The sequence below is a fragment of the Lentzea kristufekii genome (genome assembly GCF_033949925.1).
In the GTDB taxonomy this organism is placed as follows: domain Bacteria; phylum Actinomycetota; class Actinomycetes; order Mycobacteriales; family Pseudonocardiaceae; genus Lentzea; species Lentzea kristufekii.
On record NZ_JAXAVV010000008.1, the window covers coordinates 185,430 to 202,324 of the forward strand.

Here is a 16,895-nt window from a genome sequence, read left to right on the forward strand (position 1 = left end):
CGCGGCGGTGTCATTTCGGCAGTCCCTGAGGGCGGGTGTTCAGGGGCGCGGCGGAACTTTCTCGATGATTTTCGCGGTGCCCGGCGAGCCGCCGAGCAACGCGATCACGTCGCCGCGGATGAGATGCGCCCACGCCGGCGGCACGAACGGCCTCAGCCGTGCCGTGGCGCGTTCACCCGGACCCAGCACGGGCTTGGACTCGATCCACAGCGCGGCCGCACGCTGGTGCTTGCCCGTGACGTCCCACATCGGGCGTTCTCCCCTGGCCTGCAACGGTTCCGCGTCGACGGCCAGCGTCAGCTCGACCCGCAGCACGCCTTGGATCGACTCCACGCACCGCCACTGGAACCAGGCGTCGTCCTGGTCCGTCTCGGCCGCCGCCTCGGCCAGCAGGGCCCAGTAGCGCGGTGTCTGCCAGGTGTGGCCGTCGAACTCCCCCAGCAGTTGGAGAGCCAGCTCCCACTCTTCGAGTTCCAGGTAGTCGAGCAGGTCGGTGCTCCGCACCTCCGGGGGCACCATGGCCGCCGCGAACCGCAGTAACTCACCGATCTCGCTGTCGTGTCTCCCCAACACCCGCGTATTCGATCACAGTCGCCACACCGGCTACCGGCTGTCCCTCGTGCATGGTGATCACGTCACCCGGAACGAGGTGCTGCCACCCCTCCGGCGACAACGCCAGCAGCCGGACCATCGCGCGGCCGCCGGGTTCCAGTTCGGGCTTCGACTCGATCCACAGCGCGGCCACCCGGTGACCGTCGCCCACGTGCCACAGCGGCCTGAGCACGCCCTGCGCCGGGATCGGGTTTCTGGTGCTGGGCACGAGTCGCAGGTCGGCGCGGATCAGGCCCTGACGCGTTTCGGCCTCCCGCCAGTGGAACCACCTGGACGGCAGGTACAGCTCCTGCGCCGCGGCGGCCAGCAGCTTCCAGTACTCGGAGGTCTGCCAGGCGATGCCGCCGAAGTCGCCGAGCAGGTCGAGCGCGAACTCCCACTCGTCCTGGTCGAGATACTCCCGCACGTCCGCGGCCGAGGCCCCGGAGTCACTGCGCACGTCGGCCGGCACGAGTGCGACGGCCCGGCACAGCAACTCAGTCATCGCTTGTCTTGTCTTCTGCTTTGCTGCTGTGCTTGCGGTTGAGCCCCAGCACCTCCAGCGCCGACACCAGGTCGTGCGCCACCAGCGCCCGCACACCGTCCGGCAGGGGCCCGTGGTCCGGCGGCACCAGCGCCTTCTTGAACCCGAGCCGTGCGGCCTCGCTGAGCCGCTTGCCGACGCCGTTCACGCGCCGGATCTCACCGGCCAGCCCCACCTCGCCGAGCACGACCAGGTCGGCCGGCAGTGCGATCTCGCGTTCCGCCGACGCCACCGCCAGCACCACGGCGAGGTCCGCGGCCGGTTCGACCAGCCGCATGCCGCCCACGGTCGCGGTGAAGACGTCCTTCTGGAACAGGTTGACCTTGCCGCGCTTCTCCAGCACGGCGAGCGCCATGGAGATCCGCGCCGAGTCGAGCCCGCTCACCGCACGCCGGGGCGCGGGCAGGTTCGTCTTGGCCACCAACGCCTGCACCTCGCCGAGCATCGGCCGTTTGCCCTCGACGATCACCGTGACGCAGGTGCCCTCGACGGCCTTGTCACGCCGCGTGAGGAAGAGCCCCGACGGGTCCGGCACGCACACGATGCCGTCGTCACGCAGCTCGAAGCACCCCACCTCGTCTGCCGCGCCATAGCGGTTCTTGATGCCGCGCAGCAGCCGCAGACTGGAGTGGCGATCACCCTCGAACTGCAGCACCACGTCGACCAGGTGCTCCAGAACACGGGGTCCAGCAACGGATCCGTCCTTCGTGACGTGTCCAACCAGGACAATCGGCAGCCCGCGCTCCTTGGCCATCGCGATCAGTCCTGAAGCGACGGCGCGCACCTGGGTCACGCCTCCGGGCCCACCCTGGGCACTCATCGTCGACATGGTCTGGATGGAGTCGACGATCAGCATCGACGGCTTCACCTGGTCGACCTGCCCGAGCAACGCGCTGAGCTCGCTCTCGGCGGCCAGGTACATCTCGCCGTGGAGGTTGCCGGTGCGTTCGGCGCGCAGCCGCACCTGCCCCGCCGACTCCTCACCCGTGACGTAGAGACAACGCCCGTGGCTCTCGGCCCACCGGTGCGCTGTCTCCAGCAACAACGTCGACTTGCCCACGCCGGGCTCACCGGCGAGCAGCACGACGGCACCCGGCACCAGGCCACCGCCCAGTACCCGGTCGAACTCGCTGACGCCCGTCGAGAGCGCCCGTGCCGACTCGATGTCGACCTCGCCGATCGGCCGGGCCGCCGACGTCGGCGCGCCCGCCACCACCCGCGTCACGGACGCGGTGCCTCGTTCCTCGATGCTGCCCCAGGCCTGGCACTCGGGGCAGCGGCCGAACCACTTCGCCACCTCGTGCCCGCACTCTGCACAACGGAAGATCGGCCGCGCTGTCTTCGCCACAGATCGAACGTTAGAGGACGGGTACGACAGTTCTTGTTGGCCGCTGCTTCACAGACGGCGGCGAGTTCGCCGGGAAGTCGGTCATCCGGGCCCCGCTTCGCGCCGAATCGCCTGCGGCGGTTGACACGAAGAGGGCCCCGGACGACCGACGCGAACTCGCGGGACCCCAGGTCAGGCGATGTGTTGGAGAAACTTCTGAGATTTTTCGGCGCGTTTGTCGATCCGGTGTCGTGGCCGTTCGACGCATCAGTGGAAGGACACGACACACCTGGAGGACACCGTGAGCACCGCAACCGCTTCCGCGACGCAGACCCGCAAGTTCGCCTTCGGCCGCTACGCCACCGTCGTCACCCGCGTGCTGACCGGCCTGCTGTTCGCCACGACCGGCCTGAACGGCTTCGTCATGTTCATGCCCGCCCCGGACCCCAGCACGATGGCACCCGAAGGTGTGGCTTTCAGCGCCGCGCTCTACGCGACCGGGTACATGCTGCAGCTCGCGTCCGGCGTCCAGCTGCTCTCCGGACTCCTGCTGATCATCGGCCGGTTCGTGCCGCTGGCACTGGCGATGCTGGCCCCGATGGTCGTGAACATCTTCCTGTTCCACGTCTTCCTGGAGCCCAGCGGCATGGTGATGGCGCTGCTCGTGGTCGCCGCCGAGATCGGCCTCGCATGGGCCTACCGCGACAAGTTCCTGCCGATGCTCAAGGCCTCCTGAACAACAAAAACGCCGCTCCCCAACCCAGGGAGCGGCGTTTCGCGTTGTCGCACTCTCACGTTGTCGCGAGTTCGCGCTGGTCATCCGTTCGCCTCTTCGTCTCGATTCGGCGAAGCCCAATCGGGGCGAAGCGGCGGGCGGATGACCAGCTTCCCGGCGAACTCGCCGCCGTCTGCGGAGCAGCGGCAGAAAATTCAGTGACCGCCGGACTCGTGGTTCTCGCTCGTGCGCTTGTGGTCGGACGGCGCCACGGGCACCTCAAGCGTCAAAGAACCTGCCTTCTCGAAGAGGAAGGTGATCTTGACGGTCTGAGCGGCCACGACCTCGCGGTTCAGCTTCTTGAGGGTGCAGCGGATCTGCAGCACCTCAAGGTCCGGGTCGACGGCCGTCGGCGCGGCGGAGGAGTTGGACGGCCGGCCGGTCGACGACGCGGCGGACGACGGCGCACCCGAAGAGGGAGCGCCCGAGGACGGCGTCAACGAAACGGAAGACGACGGGACACCGGACGACGGCGTCACCGAGCCGGACGACGACGGGACGCCCGAGGTCGGCACGACCGACGACGAAGCGGCGGAGGACGAAGGCGCGGAGGTCTTCGTCGGCGCCTTCGAGGCGTCGTACTCGGCCCGCAGCGCGTACTGCGCCGGGATGTCCTTCGAGCCGACGATCTCGGCCTCGGCCTCGGAGGCCTCCGACTTGATCGACAGCAGCTTGTCCGGGGTGGACCCCGAGTTCGCGATGACGAAGGTCAGCGGCGCGTCCTCGCCGTCCTTGTACCGGTTGCCGTCCGCCGGGAAGGCGAGCATGGCGTTGCGCACCGCGATCGGGCCGGCATTGCCACTCGCACCGTCGACGGCGGCGACCTGGGTGTCGGTCTGGGTGACCTGACCGGCGCTGCAGCCGACCGCCACCAGGCCGAGGCCAGCGGCCAGCGCTGCCGTCACGATAAACCGGCGAGACACTCCTGAGTTCACGGCTCCAGCGTCCTTCCTAGGGAACAACCACCAGGCAAGGAGCCTAACCGGGACCCGAATCGAGGACGCGACGGGCTGCCAGTCGATCTTCGATGGGACGTACCTTGCACGCGAACAGGTGGTTTGTCAACCCCCCGCATGGCCCTGACCAGCACTAACGGATCTTCGAGCAGCAATCGAAGGGTTGCTGGACGTGTTAGGATGGAGGCATCGAAAGGGGCAGAGGACACATGGTTTTCAAGGTCGGAGAGACCGTCGTCTACCCGCACCACGGTGCCGCTCTCATCGAAGCAATCGAGACCCGCGTGATCAAGGGCGAGGAAAAGAAGTACCTCGTTCTCAAGGTAGCGCAGGGCGACCTCACCGTTCGGGTTCCCGCTGACAACGCCGAAATCGTAGGCGTGCGTGACGTTGTCGGCCAGGAAGGGCTCGACAAGGTTTTCGAGGTCTTGCGTGCTCCCCACACCGAGGAGCCGACCAACTGGTCTCGGCGGTACAAGGCCAACCTTGAGAAACTCGCCTCTGGCGACGTGAACAAGGTTGCGGAAGTGGTGCGCGACCTCTGGCGGCGCGAGAAGGATCGCGGGCTTTCCGCCGGCGAGAAGCGGATGCTGGCGAAGGCGCGGCAGATACTGGTCAGCGAGCTGGCGCTGGCCGAGGGCACCGACGAGGACAAGGCCGAGGTTCTCCTCGACGAAGTTCTCGCCACTGCCTCGTAGTTCTTCAACAAGAGCATCGGATGTAAGTCGCGAACATGAGTGTTGTCGCGCTCGTGCCCGCGGCAGGGCGAGGTGAGCGTCTGGGCTACGGGATGCCCAAGGCGCTCGTGCCGGTCAACGGTGTACCGCTGTTGACGCGTGCCGTTCAGGGTCTGTTCGAGTCGGGCCAGGTTCAGCACGTGGTCATCGCCGCTCCACCGTCCGATGTGGATCAAGTGCACACCGCAACCGCCTCGCTGGCCCCGGCCGGCGGGGCGGTGCACGTGCTTTCAGGGGGCGCGCAACGCACCGACTCGGTGCGGCTCGCCCTCGACCACGCGCTCCGCGTGATTCCGGACACCTCGATCGTGCTGGTCCACGACGCCGCTCGTGCCTTCACCCCTCCCGAGGTCATCGCCGGTGTCGTCGCCGCCGTGCGCGGCGGGTACGACGCCGTCATCCCGGTGCTCCCGGTCGCCGACACGATCAAGCAGGTGGACGAGGTCGGAGTGGTCGTCTCCACACCTGATCGAGCCGCGCTGCGGGTCGTGCAGACCCCGCAGGGTTTCCGCGCCGAGACTCTCAGAGCCGCCTATTGCTCCGGTGTTGCCGCGACTGACGACGCTGGTCTCGTAGAGAAGAACGGTGTCCCGGTCCACACGGTTCCCGGGCACCCCCACGCCATGAAGATCACCACCCCGTTCGACCTCGCGGTCGCGGAAGCACTGTTCAGCGGAGGCCAGGAGTGAGGATCGGCCAGGGCGTCGACGTCCACCCGATCGAAGCAGGTCGTGAGTGCTGGATCGCCGGTCTGCTGTGGGAAGGCGTCGACGGGTGTGCAGGTCACTCCGACGGCGACGTGGCCTCCCACGCGCTGTGCGACGCGCTGCTCTCCGCTGCAGGCCTGGGTGACCTGGGCGCCGTCTTCGGTACATCGGATCCGCGCTGGTCGGGCGCGCACGGCGTCGTCCTGCTCACGGAGGTGCGCCGCCTCGTCGAAGAGGCCGGCTTCCGTGTGGGAAACGCCACAGTGCAGGTGATCGGCAACCAGCCGCGCATCGGCAAGCGCCGCGAAGAGGCCCAGCAAGCGCTTTCCGACGCGGTCGGCGGCCCGGTCTCGGTGGCCGGCACGACCACGGACGGCCTGGGTCTCACCGGGCGAAACGAGGGCATCGCAGCGATCGCGACAGCCCTGCTGTTCCCCGTAGCCTGACGACCATGGCCACGCTTTCAGAAACGCAGCGCGAACTCCTCGACAGCCCGAACTACGCGACTGTCGCCACGCTGACCAAGGACGGCAGCCCGCAGACCTCCGTCGTCTGGATCAAGCGCGACGGTGACGACGTGCTGTTCTCCACCGTCGTCGGCCGCGCGAAGGAACGCCACCTGCGCAACGACCCGCGGGTGAGCATCACCGTCATCAACAAGGACAACCCGTACCAGTACAGCGAGTTCCGCGGTGAGGCGTCGCTGACGACCGAGGGTGGCGCCGAGCTCATCAACGAGCTCTCGCACAAGTACCTCGGCAAGGACTACCCCGGCGACGTCGGCACGGACAACGTCCGAGTCATCGTCCGCGTGAAGGTCGCCAAGACCACCGGCAACGCCTAACCAGGCTGCCGCTGCGCCGGCACCTTGAGCACGGCCGTGCCGCCGTCGAGGTCCACCCGGCTTCGCGGCGGCGCGTGGTCGCCCTCGTCGTCGCGCAGCTGCCGTTCCTCCTTGCGGTACTCCAGTTCGTCGCGCTTGCCCGCCTCGAACGTGGCGCCGAGTTCGCCGATGCCCGCGGTGGCCATCGGCGTGCCCTTCTTCTTGTTCCGCACGAACCGCTCGACCACGGCGAGCAGGAACAGCGCCGCCACCAGAGCGGGTAACGACATCGCGAACAGGAACCCCAGGCTCATACCTGTCCAACTCGCCGCACAGCGGTGTGGTTCCCGCCACTAACATGCGCCTCGTGCCCAAGTACGACGTGTGCCTCTCCTTCGCCGGCGAAGACCGCCCCTACGTCGACGAGGTGGCCCGCCACCTCACCGAACTGGGCGTGACCCGCTTCTACGACACCGACGAGCAAGCCGATCTCTGGGGCAAGAACCTCATCGAGCACCTGGACCAGATCTACCGCCACGACTCGCGCTTCTGCGTGATGTTCGTTTCGGAGCACTACGCCAGGAAGATGTGGACCAAGCACGAGCGGCAGTCCGCGTTCGACCGCGCGCTGATCTCGGACGTCGAGTACGTGCTGCCCGTCCGGTTCGACGACACCGACCTCCCGGCGCTGCGCATCGGCACCGGTTACCTCGACCTGCGCCGTCTCACCCCGCGCGAACTGGCCGGGATGATCGCGGAGAAGGTCGGGGCCGCGGTCGCCGCACCGCCTGCGGGCTGGGAGTACCAGCTGTTCTCCGACACCGTGGGGCTGCACATGCGCAACCTCAAGGACAAGCGGATCAGCCACGAGATGGGCTTCGCCGCGGCCGGGCGGACGATCACCACGGACACCGACGCGCTGGACTACTTCACGGCGCGTTCGCGGACGTTCGACGGGATCATCAACGGCATCTCGGAGCTGCTCTCGCCGGGCAAGCAGCAGTGGGCGTTCGGTCCGGCGGGCCGGCCGGGCGACAAGGACAAGATCCGCCTGCTGGCGAACCGCTTCGTCGAGCAGTACGAGAACCTGCTCGACTGGTCTGCCGACCTGCGCGGCACCACGACGCCCGACCGGTTCACCACCCTCTACGCCACCGCCGCGCAGCTCGCCGACCAGCCGCTCAAGCAGATCGAGCAGTTCGTCGAGGAGTTCACGGCCGCCAGCGAGCGCGGTGCGGGCGATCTGGAGCTCACGCTGTCCTACGACCCGACGCCGGTCGAGGCCGAGCTCAAAAAGGTCCAGACCACCTAGCCGTTCGGCACGTAGAGTCGGGGGCGTGACGATCCGCGCCGCGCTCTTCGACTTCTCCGGCACGCTGTTCCGGCTCGAGCACCCCGAGCTCGAGTCCAACGGTCCCCTGATGCGTGCCCTCACGGCCCCGGTCGGCATCGCCGACGGCATGGACCCCGAGCTCGTGAACGCCTGGCACCGCCGCGACCTCGACCCCGACGTCCACCGCTGGGTCCACGTCAGGGTCCTGAAGGACTCGCTGGTCGCGGACGCCGAGGCGTTCTACGACCAGCTGCTGGCTCCGGAGTCCTGGGTGCCCTACCCGGACACCGAGGCCACCCTGGAGCACCTGAAGGACGTCCCCGTCGCCGTGGTCAGCAACATCGGCTGGGACATCCGCAGCGTCTTCGAGCTGCACGGCCTGACGCACCTCGTGGACGAGTTCGTGCTGTCCTACGAAGAAGGCGTCATCAAGCCGGACCCGAAGATCTTCGCCACCGCCTGCGAACGGCTGGGCGTCGATCCCCGCCACGCCGTGATGGTCGGCGACAGCGAGGAGGCCGACGGCGGAGCGGAGTCGATCGGTTGCTCCTTCCGGCTCGTCAACCCGGTTCCGACGAGTGACCGCCCCAATGCTCTTTTGGATGTGGCCCGTACCATTCCCGTGTGAGCCTCCACATCTACGACACCGCGAGCCGGTCCATGCGGGAGTTCCACCCGCAGGTCAACGGAACGGCGTCGATCTACGTGTGTGGGGCGACCGTGCAGGGCGTGCCGCACATCGGGCACGTCCGCAGCGGCCTGAACTTCGACGTCCTGCGCCGCTGGCTCGCCCGCGACGGCGCTGACGTCACGCTGGTCCGCAACGTCACCGACATCGACGACAAGATCCTCACCAAGGCCGCCGAGCACGACCGGCCCTGGTGGGAGTGGGCGTACACGCACGAGCGCGCCTTCGAGGACGCCTACGACGCGCTGGGCTGCCTGCCGCCGTCGTACGCGCCGCGCGCCACCGGGCACGTCACGCAGATGGTCGAGCTGATGCAGCGGCTGATCGACAAGGGCCACGCGTACGACGTCGACGGCGACGTCTACTTCGACGTGCGCTCGTTCCCCGAGTACGGCGCGTTGTCCGGCCGCAAGCTCGACGACCAGCAGCAGGGCGAGACCGAGCTGCGCGGCAAGCGCGACCCGCGCGACTTCACGCTGTGGAAGGCCGCCAAGCCCGGCGAGCCGTCCTGGCCCACCCCGTGGGGCGACGGCAGGCCCGGCTGGCACCTGGAGTGCTCGGCGATGGCCACGACGTACCTCGGCAGCACGTTCGACATCCACGGCGGCGGGCTCGACCTGATCTTCCCGCACCACGAGAACGAGCAGGCCCAGTCGCGCGCGGCCGGTGACGGCTTCGCGAACTACTGGATGCACAACTACTGGGTCACCATGTCCGGCGAGAAGATGGCCAAGTCGCTGGGCAACACAGTGTCCATCCCGGCGATGCTGGAGCTGGTCCGCGCCCAGGAGCTGCGGTACTACCTGGTCTCGCCGCACTACCGGTCGCACATCGAGTACTCCGAAGAGGCGTTGCAGGAGGCGGTGACGTCCTACGGGCGCATCGAGTCGTTCCTGCGTCGCGTCGCCGAACGCACTGGCAACCTTGGCGACGGTGGTGTGCTCCCGCAGCCGTTCATCGCGGCGATGGACAATGATCTCGGTACTCCAGGCGCCGTGGCGGCGATTCACAAGTTTGTCAAGGAGGGCAACTCCGCCCTCGAATCAGGCGATCACGAGCACGCACGGACAGCAGCTGAGTCCGTGCGCCGGATGGCTGACATCCTCGGCGTCGACCCGTTGTCGCCGAAGTGGAACGACGCGTCGTCTGCCGACCTCGGCATGCGACAGGCGTTGACCACCCTGGTGGATCGACTTCTCGTCGAACGCCAAGAAGCCCGCAAGAGCAGGGATTTCGCGCGCTCTGACGCATTGCGCGACCAGCTGCACGACGCGGGCATCGCCGTCGAGGACACCCCCGACGGTCCGCAGTGGACTTTGAAGGACGACTGACTTCCGTGGCTGGCAATTCCAAGCGCAAGGGCGCGATGCGCAATCCGGGCTCGAAGAAGGGCGCGGTCACCGGCTCCGGCGGACAGAAGTCCAAGGGGCTGCAGGGCAAGGGTCCGACCCCGAAGGCGACCGAACGCCCGAACCACCCCGCCTACAAGCGGGCCAAGGTGGCAGCGAAGATCGACGCGAGCAAGACCCAGCGCCGGCAGACGAAGGAGAAGGCCACCGCGGAGACCGTGGCGGGCCGCAACCCCGTCGTCGAGTGTCTGCGCGCGGGCACTCCCGCGACGGCGCTGTACGTGGCTCTGGGCATCGACGCGGACGACCGCGTGGCCGAGGCCGTGCGCCTGGCCGCCGACCGGGGCATCTCCGTGCTGGAGGTGGCCCGCGGTGAGCTCGACCGGATCACCGGTGGTGCGATGCACCAGGGCCTCGGCCTGCAGGTGCCTCCGTTCGAGTACGCGACCCCGAACGAGCTGCTCGAACTGGCTCAGCGCTCCGGTGCGCCGCCCCTGCTGGTGGCGCTCGACGGCGTGACGGACCCGCGCAACCTGGGTGCCGTCGTGCGGTCCGCCGCGGCGTTCGGCGCGCAGGGCGTCGTGGTGCCGCAGCGCCGCAGCGCGTCGATGACGGCGGTCGCCTGGCGCACCAGCGCGGGCACGGCCGCCCAGATCCCGATCGCGATGGCCACGAACCTCACCCGCACGCTGCGCGACTGGGCGGAGGCGGGCCTGATGATCGTGGGCCTCGACGCGGACGGTGACGTCGACGTGGACGGTCTCGACCTCGCGACGGGCCCGCTCGTCGTCGTGGTGGGCTCGGAGGGCCGCGGCCTCGGTCGTCTGGTCAAGGAGACCTGCGACCAGACCGTGTCGATCCCGATGGCCACCGGCGTCGAGTCGCTCAACGCGTCAGTCGCGGCCGGTGTCGTGCTGGCCGAAGTCGCCCGTCGCCGTCGTATCGCGGCCAAGGGCTGAACCCTACTGACGGGTCTTGTCTGACGGTTGTCTGACGTTATCGGCCGGTGCGCGACGCTAAGCGCGTTCATTGCCGACGTTAGTGATCGTTTTCCCGCCTGCGAAACCGGTTTCGTCACGCAGGCGGGGAAACGAGATCTCCACACTTGCCAGAACTTCGCAACTGATCGGGATGACAAACCGCGTGGCCTATTTCGCGCCACTCCCGAGCACGGGTACCTTCACGTAGATCGCAATTCGCCTGTCCGGCCGCGCTGGGAGTCGGTGCTGGCTGCACCGGTTGGCGGAGCTGCGGGCACCGTTTGGCACCAGCTGACACACAACGTGACCATTTGGGGGCCAATCAGGCGATCCCGAGGTCAACTGTGAAGAAGATCAGCTCTACGTTTCGCTATTGTAACTACTATAGGTAACTGCCCTGCTCCGTTTAGGTACACACTGTGGTAGGACAGACGTTGAACGGTCAGACAGCTTCTACCGTGATTGTCGATAGGAATTGATTACCACCGGCGGGGGCGACGTGACTCGGCGTAGGACGAATCGGGACGTGCCGATTCGCCGCGCGCGGGCAGCGGCTCCGCGAGGTCGCGCATGACGACCCGCGGGACCCTCCGCGAGCTCGTGGGTTTGCGCGAGTTCCGCGCCATGTGGATCGGTTCGACCGTTTCGACCGCCGGCGACCAACTCGCGGCAGTCGCGCTATCACTGCTCGTATTCGAACGAACACGATCCGTTGCCGCCACCGCTCTCACGTGGTCGCTGACGCTCTTCCCGCCGTTGATTTCGGGCCCGTTGCTCGGCTGGGTCGCCGACCGGTTCCCGCGACGCACGGTAATGGTGACGACGGCCTGGTTGCAGGCTGCCTTCATGGCCGCGATGGCCATTCCCGGCATGCCGCTGTGGGCGATGATCGTGCTGCTGGTGGTGGTTCTGGCGATCTCCTCGCCGTATCTCGCGGCCCAGGAGGCGAGCCTCCCGCACGTGCTGCCGCCGAAGCGCTACGACGACGGGGTGGCGCTGTTCGGCACGTCCGTCGACATAGCCCAGATGGCAGGCCTCGCGGCCGCCGGCTTCCTCGTCGCGCACACCAGTCCGGGCCTGGCGCTGGCGGTCAACGCCGCCACGTTCGCCGCTCTGGCGATCCTGGTGCAGACGTCCGTGAAGCACCGCCCGGCCGCAGACCCGCTGGGCCGCAAGAAGAAACCCGACGACGAACCACGCGGCGTGCTGACGCTGATGGTGTCCGAGCCGCGCCTGAGGACGCTGCTGGGCGTCCGTCTGCTCGCGGGCCTCGCGATGGTCCCGGAAGGACTCGCGATCCCCCTGGCGGCCAGTCTGAACGCGGTCTGGGCGGTCGGCCTGATCCTCGCCATCGAACCCGCCGCGAACGTGCTGGGCGTGGCGCTGCTCTTCCGCCTCGTCCGGGATCCGGCGAAGCGCGAACGTCTCATCGGCCCGTTGGCGATCCTGTCGCTGGCGCCGTTGATCATGTTCGCTTTCAACCCGAACCTGACCTGGACGATCGTTTTGCTGGTGTTCGCCGGTATAGGCGGGGCTTATCACACACCCGCTCGTTCGGCGTGGATGCGGCTGCTACCGGACCAGTACCGCGGAAGGGCTTATGGCATTGGGCGAGCGGCGTTGCGCTCGAGCCAGGGCGGAGGAATGGCGCTGGCCGGTGTCGTCGCCAGTTCCATCGGATCGGTGACGGCCACGATCGCGGGAGCGGGCGGAATCGGACTGCTGCTGGCGACCCAGGCCACCTTCGCCCTGCGACGTGCTCGCGGTCGCGACGACACGAAGGCGGTGGCAATCTGAAACAGAACGGTCACCATTAGCGATATCCGTCGTAGAGGCACCATGATGATCGGGGTGCGAGTTTGGAACCGGGTAGAGGAAGGTGGCGTTCAGAAGTCTCGGTTGCACATGGAAGGACACCTCCTCGTTGCGACGAGCGGCAGCGTGGTGGTCTACGACCTGGTCAGCGGCGGCTTAGCTCATGAAGTGCCATGAGCGTAGGGGGTCGTGGTGAAGAACAGTTTGACTGATCGCAGGCGATCGCGGGTACTCGGCTTGACTCCGATTCGCAACTGGGACCTTTGGACCGTTGCGCCCAGTGCGATCGCGTACTTTTTCGTGCTCGAAGCGGCCGTCGCCGTAGCCGCCATCTGGCTCCTGACGAAGCTCACCGCCGTCTCCACCGACGACTGGCTGCGCTTCGGCGCGCTCATCGCCGCGATCACCATCCACCTGACCGTCGTGCGCAGAGCCGAAGAGGCACGCCGCAACGAGGCCTCAGGCCCTCACATCGACCTCACCTCGGTCTGGACCTTCGCCGCCGCGGTGGCACTCCCCGGCGGCCTGGCCGTGATCGCCACGATCTGGATGCGCATCCTGATCCAGCCGATCGCCCGCCGTCAGCCCTACCGCTTCGTCTTCGGCACCGCCTCCATGCTCGCCTCCACACTCCTGTCATGGGCATTGGTGCACCTGTCAGGCGTTTCGCTGGCGGCCACCGGAAACGTCCCGACGGACCTGAGCCTCGTCCTGATCCTCGCGATAGCCGCCGTCGTCTACTGGTTCGTCCAGGTGATGACCGTCGCGGCCGCCTTCAAGATCGTGACCCCGAACTCGAAGGTCCTCGACTTCCTGGGCTCCAAGGTCGACAACATGCTCGAGATGAGCACTCTCGGCGCCGGCGCCATGCTCGGCATGCTGATGACGAGCCACTGGGTGGGCCCTCTGCTGCTCACGGTCCCCGTGATCCTCGTGAACGCCCTGCTGTCCCGCGCAGGCGAGCGCCGAACCCACCTGGAACGCCTGCTGCGCGAACAGGAACAGCTGCACCAACGCCTCGCCGCGGACGCCCACACCGACTACCGCACGGGCCTGCTGAACACCAACGGCCTGACCGAGTACGCGGGCCGACTGGCCGAACGCTGTCGCCTGGACGGCGAACCGATGACCGTCCTCGTCATCGACCTGGACCACTTCAAGCGCATCAACGACACCTGGGGCCACCCCGCGGGCAACGCAGTCCTCGCAGAGGTGGGCCGAATCCTCCGCGAAAAGCTCCGCCCAGGAGACGTCGCGGGCCGCGACGGCGGCGAGGAGTTCGTAGTAGCGCTGAAGGACACCCCGGTGGCGCAGGGCGTGACGATCGCCGAACGCATCCGCGAGGCCATCGGCTCCCTGGCCGTCCCGACGACCGACAAGCACCGCAACGTGGTCACGCTCTACGGCCGCGAGATCCAGCCTCCGGAACCGGAAGGCGAGTCGCTGCAGGCGATCTCGGCCTCGATCGGCGTGGCGGTGATCCCGGACAACGGCCCGGACATGGCCACGGCCCAGCACTCGGCGGACGCCGCCCTGTACAAGGCCAAGGAGAACGGCCGCAACCAGGTCCGAGTGGCGGGCTTGGACATCCCACCGCGCCTGATGCCCGCCCCCCGTCAGGACGACGCGACCAAGCCGATCACCTCACGCACTGCGTGAACGTCGCCAGGACACGGCCCGGCAGACCAGGTAGATCACGAAGCTCACGGCCGTTACGAGGGCGCTCACGGGGAGCGCTGGTACGAGCGACAGCAGGATGCCTCCCACCGCGGCGATCTCGGCGAAGACGACGGAAAGAACCGTAGCTCTCAAAGGCGACGCGGTGAGGCGCATCGCGGCGGCCGCCGGCGTGATCATCAGCGCCAGCACCAGCAACGCGCCCACGACCTGAACGGACAGCGCGGTCGCGACACCGACCAGCACCGCGAACACGATCGACAGCGTTCGCACCGGAATTCCGCGCGACACCGCCACGTCCGGGTCCACCGACGCGAAGAACAACGGCCGGTAGATGAACGCCATCACCACCAGGACGGCGATGGACGAGATCAGCAGGAGTTTGAAGTCCGTCGAGTCGACACCGACGATCTGACCGGTCAGCAGCCCGAACTTGTTGGACGCGCGCCCCTTGTAGAGCGCGAGCATCAGAATGCCCATGCCGAGCCCGAACGCGAGGATCGCGCCGATCACCGAGTCGCGGTCGCTCTCCCGCCGGGACAGCACCCCGAGCAGCACCGCGGCGATGATCGACCCGGCCAGCGCGCCGTACCCGATGCCGATGCCGAGCAGCAACGCCGCCGCGCCACCGGTGAACGCGAGCTCGCTGGTGCCGTGCACCGCGAACGCCATCTTGCGGGTCACCACGAGTGGTCCCAACACGCCGGCGACCAGGCCCAGCACGGCGGCCGCGATCAACGCGGTCTGCACGAAGTCCAGTTCGAGCAGGTCGAGGAAGCTCACGACGCGGCCTCCGCCGACAGGTGGTGCGTCTGCTCCTCGCAGGCGCCGGCGCCGACGACCAGGATCTGGTCGCGCACCCGCACGACCTCGACCGGTGTCTGGTACAGCTCGGACAGCGTGCGGGAGTTCATGACCTCTTCCGGCGTACCGACGCGGAACCGCCCGCCCACCAGGTACAGGACCCGGTCGACGAGCGGCAGCACTGGGTTCAGCTCGTGCGTCACGAAGAGGACCGCGGTGTCGGACTCACGACGCCGCTTGTCGATCAGCTCGGACACGACCCGCTGGTTCGCGAGGTCCAGCGACAGCAACGGTTCGTCGCACAGCATCACGGTCGGGTCGCCGACCAAGGCCTGCGCGACCCGCAGCCGTTGCTGCTCACCGCCGGACAGCACCCCGATGGGTGAGTCCGCGTACCGGGTGCCGCCCACGGACTCGATGGCCGCGTCGACACGGATCTTGCGTTCCCGGCGGCCCCGCAGACCGAAACCCCAGCGGTGGCCGTCGAGACCCAGCCCGACGAGATCGCGGCCGCGCAACGTCATGGACTGGTCGAGCGCTCGCTGCTGCGGGATGTACCCGATGGCGTGGTTGCCGCCGGCGATCGAGACCGTGCCCGCGGACAACGGCTGCAAGCCGAGCAGCACGCGCATCAGGCTGGTCTTGCCGGAGCCGTTGGGCCCCAGGACCGCGAGGAACTCACCGGGCTCGACGTCGAGGTCGAGCCCGTCCCACAGCACTCTGTCCCCGTAGGACAGCCGGGCCCCGCGCAGCGAGATCGCGCTCATGCCTTGAGCGCCCGCGAAAGCTCGTCAACCTGCTTGCTCATCCAGTCAAGGTAGCCGGTCACGCCCTCGGGCAGCGTCTCGGTGACCGCGACGACCGGCACGCCCGCCGACTTGGCCTTCTCGACCACGCTCTTCGTGACCTGGTTCTCGGTCTGGGTGTTCTCCAGCAGCACGGCGATCTGCTTGCCCTCGACCAGCTGGTTCATCTCCGCGAGCGCGGCGGCCGGCACGTCCGACTCCTCCTCGATGGCCTTGCTGAACGCCTCGGGCGTGACGTCCTCGGCACCGGACTCCTCGATCAGGTAGTGCGCGATGGGCTCGGTGGCGGCGACCTTCTTGCCCTGGCCGATGCCGACGACCTTCTTCTCCAACTCCTCGAGCTTGGCGGTGAAGTCCGCCGTGTTCTTCTCGAACGTCGACTTCTTGTCCGGCGCGATGGCACCCAGCTCGTTCGCCGCGGCCTCGGCCACCGCCTGCACGGTGTGCAGGTCGTACCAGACGTGCTCGTTCTCGCCGTGCTCGTGGCCGTCGGCGTCCGGCGCCTGCGAGGTCGCGGGGGCTTCACTCGTGCTGGGCTCGGCGTGGTTGTCCTCGCGCAGCGGGAACGCCTCGACCTTCTTGGTGGCGTCGCTGGTGATCAGCTTGGCGAAGAAGTCGTCGTAGCCGCCGCCGTTGAACACGACGAGCTTGGCGTCCTTGACCAGTGCCGCGTCCGCGGGCTTGCTCTCGTACGAGTGCGGGTCGGCCGACGGGTCGTCCAGCAGGGCCTTGACCTCGACCTCGTCGCCACCGACGGCCTTGACCACGCTGCCCCACACGTTCGTCGAGGCGACGACCTGGATCTTGCCGCTGTCGGCAGCAGGCGTCGTCGTGCCGCAAGCGGCCAGGCTTGCGACGGCGAGAGCGCCGACCAGAGCGTTGCGGAGAGTCATCACGCCGTCCCTCGATCAGGTAATGGAAACCGTTGTCGAGTTCAGTTTACGACACGAAAAAGCCCCCGACGGTCACGCCGGGGGCTTTTC

At 67.9% G+C, this 16,895-nt stretch carries 19 protein-coding genes; 11 read left to right on the top strand and 8 right to left on the bottom strand.

Features of this window, described 5'->3' with window-relative positions; translation table 11 throughout:
- Positions 1-39: 39 nt before the first annotated feature.
- Genes SK571_RS18225 through radA form a run of 3 tightly spaced genes read right to left on the bottom strand, consistent with a single transcriptional unit; the run spans position 40 to position 2,483 of the window.
- Positions 40-573 (bottom strand): hypothetical protein, encoded by a 534-nt coding sequence (locus SK571_RS18225; protein ID WP_319985266.1) that lies wholly within the window; start codon positions 571-573, stop codon positions 40-42.
- Positions 542-1,096 carry a hypothetical protein gene (locus SK571_RS18230; RefSeq protein ID WP_319985267.1) on the bottom strand — a complete coding sequence of 185 codons (555 nt, stop codon included), beginning with the start codon at positions 1,094-1,096 and terminating at the stop codon, positions 542-544. Before SK571_RS18230 ends, SK571_RS18225 begins: the two co-directional genes overlap by 32 nt.
- On the bottom strand, positions 1,089-2,483 hold the full coding sequence (radA, locus tag SK571_RS18235) for a DNA repair protein RadA (protein ID WP_319985268.1): 1,395 nt from the start codon (positions 2,481-2,483) through the stop codon (positions 1,089-1,091). Before radA ends, SK571_RS18230 begins: the two co-directional genes overlap by 8 nt.
- 280 nt (positions 2,484-2,763) lie before the next feature.
- Here radA and SK571_RS18240 point away from each other — a divergent pair, with 280 nt between their 5' ends.
- Positions 2,764-3,198: a hypothetical protein gene (locus tag SK571_RS18240; protein WP_319985269.1), complete on the top strand. Its 435-nt coding sequence runs from the start codon at positions 2,764-2,766 to the stop codon at positions 3,196-3,198.
- Between the two features lie 194 nt (positions 3,199-3,392).
- On the opposite strand, the gene SK571_RS18245 is transcribed toward SK571_RS18240, so the two are convergent.
- Complete coding sequence (locus tag SK571_RS18245; protein ID WP_319985270.1) at positions 3,393-4,142, bottom strand: hypothetical protein; 750 nt, start codon at positions 4,140-4,142, stop codon at positions 3,393-3,395.
- A gap of 260 nt (positions 4,143-4,402) precedes the next feature.
- On the opposite strand from SK571_RS18245, the gene SK571_RS18250 reads away from it, so the two are divergent.
- From SK571_RS18250 to SK571_RS18265, 4 genes are read left to right on the top strand one after another with little or no spacing between them, the layout of a single operon-like run.
- Positions 4,403-4,891, top strand: a complete 489-nt coding sequence (locus tag SK571_RS18250; protein WP_012782996.1) for a CarD family transcriptional regulator — start codon at positions 4,403-4,405, stop codon at positions 4,889-4,891.
- A 35-nt stretch (positions 4,892-4,926) separates the two neighbouring features.
- On the top strand, positions 4,927-5,619 hold the full coding sequence (gene ispD, locus SK571_RS18255) for a 2-C-methyl-D-erythritol 4-phosphate cytidylyltransferase (RefSeq protein WP_319985271.1): 693 nt from the start codon (positions 4,927-4,929) through the stop codon (positions 5,617-5,619).
- Complete coding sequence (gene ispF / locus SK571_RS18260; protein WP_258946997.1) at positions 5,616-6,083, top strand: 2-C-methyl-D-erythritol 2,4-cyclodiphosphate synthase; 468 nt, start codon at positions 5,616-5,618, stop codon at positions 6,081-6,083. Before ispD ends, ispF begins: the two co-directional genes overlap by 4 nt.
- 5 nt (positions 6,084-6,088) lie before the next feature.
- Complete coding sequence (locus tag SK571_RS18265) at positions 6,089-6,481, top strand: PPOX class F420-dependent oxidoreductase (protein ID WP_319985272.1); 393 nt, start codon at positions 6,089-6,091, stop codon at positions 6,479-6,481.
- Here the strand turns inward: SK571_RS18265 and SK571_RS18270 are convergent.
- Positions 6,478-6,774 carry a DUF6191 domain-containing protein gene (locus SK571_RS18270; protein WP_319985273.1) on the bottom strand — a complete coding sequence of 99 codons (297 nt, stop codon included), beginning with the start codon at positions 6,772-6,774 and terminating at the stop codon, positions 6,478-6,480. The two genes, SK571_RS18265 and SK571_RS18270, sit on opposite strands and share 4 nt — an antisense overlap.
- Positions 6,775-6,827: 53 nt before the next feature.
- Between SK571_RS18270 and SK571_RS18275 the strand changes: the two genes are divergently transcribed.
- The 6 genes from SK571_RS18275 (at position 6,828) to SK571_RS18300 (ending at position 14,284) form a co-directional block, all read left to right on the top strand.
- Positions 6,828-7,772, top strand: a complete 945-nt coding sequence (locus tag SK571_RS18275; protein WP_319985274.1) for a toll/interleukin-1 receptor domain-containing protein — start codon at positions 6,828-6,830, stop codon at positions 7,770-7,772.
- Positions 7,773-7,797: 25 nt separating this feature from the next.
- Complete coding sequence (locus SK571_RS18280) at positions 7,798-8,421, top strand: HAD family hydrolase (RefSeq protein WP_319985275.1); 624 nt, start codon at positions 7,798-7,800, stop codon at positions 8,419-8,421.
- Positions 8,418-9,812 (top strand): cysteine--tRNA ligase, encoded by a 1,395-nt coding sequence (gene cysS / locus SK571_RS18285; protein ID WP_319985276.1) that lies wholly within the window; start codon positions 8,418-8,420, stop codon positions 9,810-9,812. The genes SK571_RS18280 and cysS overlap by 4 nt, the downstream gene beginning before the upstream one ends.
- 5 nt (positions 9,813-9,817) lie before the next feature.
- Positions 9,818-10,789 carry a 23S rRNA (guanosine(2251)-2'-O)-methyltransferase RlmB gene (rlmB, locus tag SK571_RS18290; protein ID WP_319985277.1) on the top strand — a complete coding sequence of 324 codons (972 nt, stop codon included), beginning with the start codon at positions 9,818-9,820 and terminating at the stop codon, positions 10,787-10,789.
- Between the two features lie 591 nt (positions 10,790-11,380).
- Entirely contained in the window at positions 11,381-12,607 is a 1,227-nt protein-coding gene (locus tag SK571_RS18295; RefSeq protein WP_319985278.1) for an MFS transporter, read from the top strand.
- 318 nt (positions 12,608-12,925) lie between these two features.
- Positions 12,926-14,284 (top strand): GGDEF domain-containing protein, encoded by a 1,359-nt coding sequence (locus tag SK571_RS18300; RefSeq protein WP_319985279.1) that lies wholly within the window; start codon positions 12,926-12,928, stop codon positions 14,282-14,284.
- Here SK571_RS18300 and SK571_RS18305 read toward each other — a convergent pair.
- Genes SK571_RS18305 through SK571_RS18315 form a run of 3 tightly spaced genes read right to left on the bottom strand, consistent with a single transcriptional unit; the run spans position 14,270 to position 16,805 of the window.
- Positions 14,270-15,085, bottom strand: coding sequence for a metal ABC transporter permease (locus SK571_RS18305; protein ID WP_319985280.1), 816 nt, complete (start codon positions 15,083-15,085; stop codon positions 14,270-14,272). The two genes, SK571_RS18300 and SK571_RS18305, sit on opposite strands and share 15 nt — an antisense overlap.
- A complete protein-coding gene (locus SK571_RS18310) occupies positions 15,082-15,873 on the bottom strand; it encodes a metal ABC transporter ATP-binding protein (RefSeq protein ID WP_319985281.1) in 792 nt (263 codons plus the stop codon). Before SK571_RS18310 ends, SK571_RS18305 begins: the two co-directional genes overlap by 4 nt.
- Complete coding sequence (locus tag SK571_RS18315) at positions 15,870-16,805, bottom strand: metal ABC transporter solute-binding protein, Zn/Mn family (RefSeq protein ID WP_319985282.1); 936 nt, start codon at positions 16,803-16,805, stop codon at positions 15,870-15,872. The genes SK571_RS18310 and SK571_RS18315 overlap by 4 nt, the downstream gene beginning before the upstream one ends.
- Between the last annotated feature and the right edge of the window lie 90 nt (positions 16,806-16,895).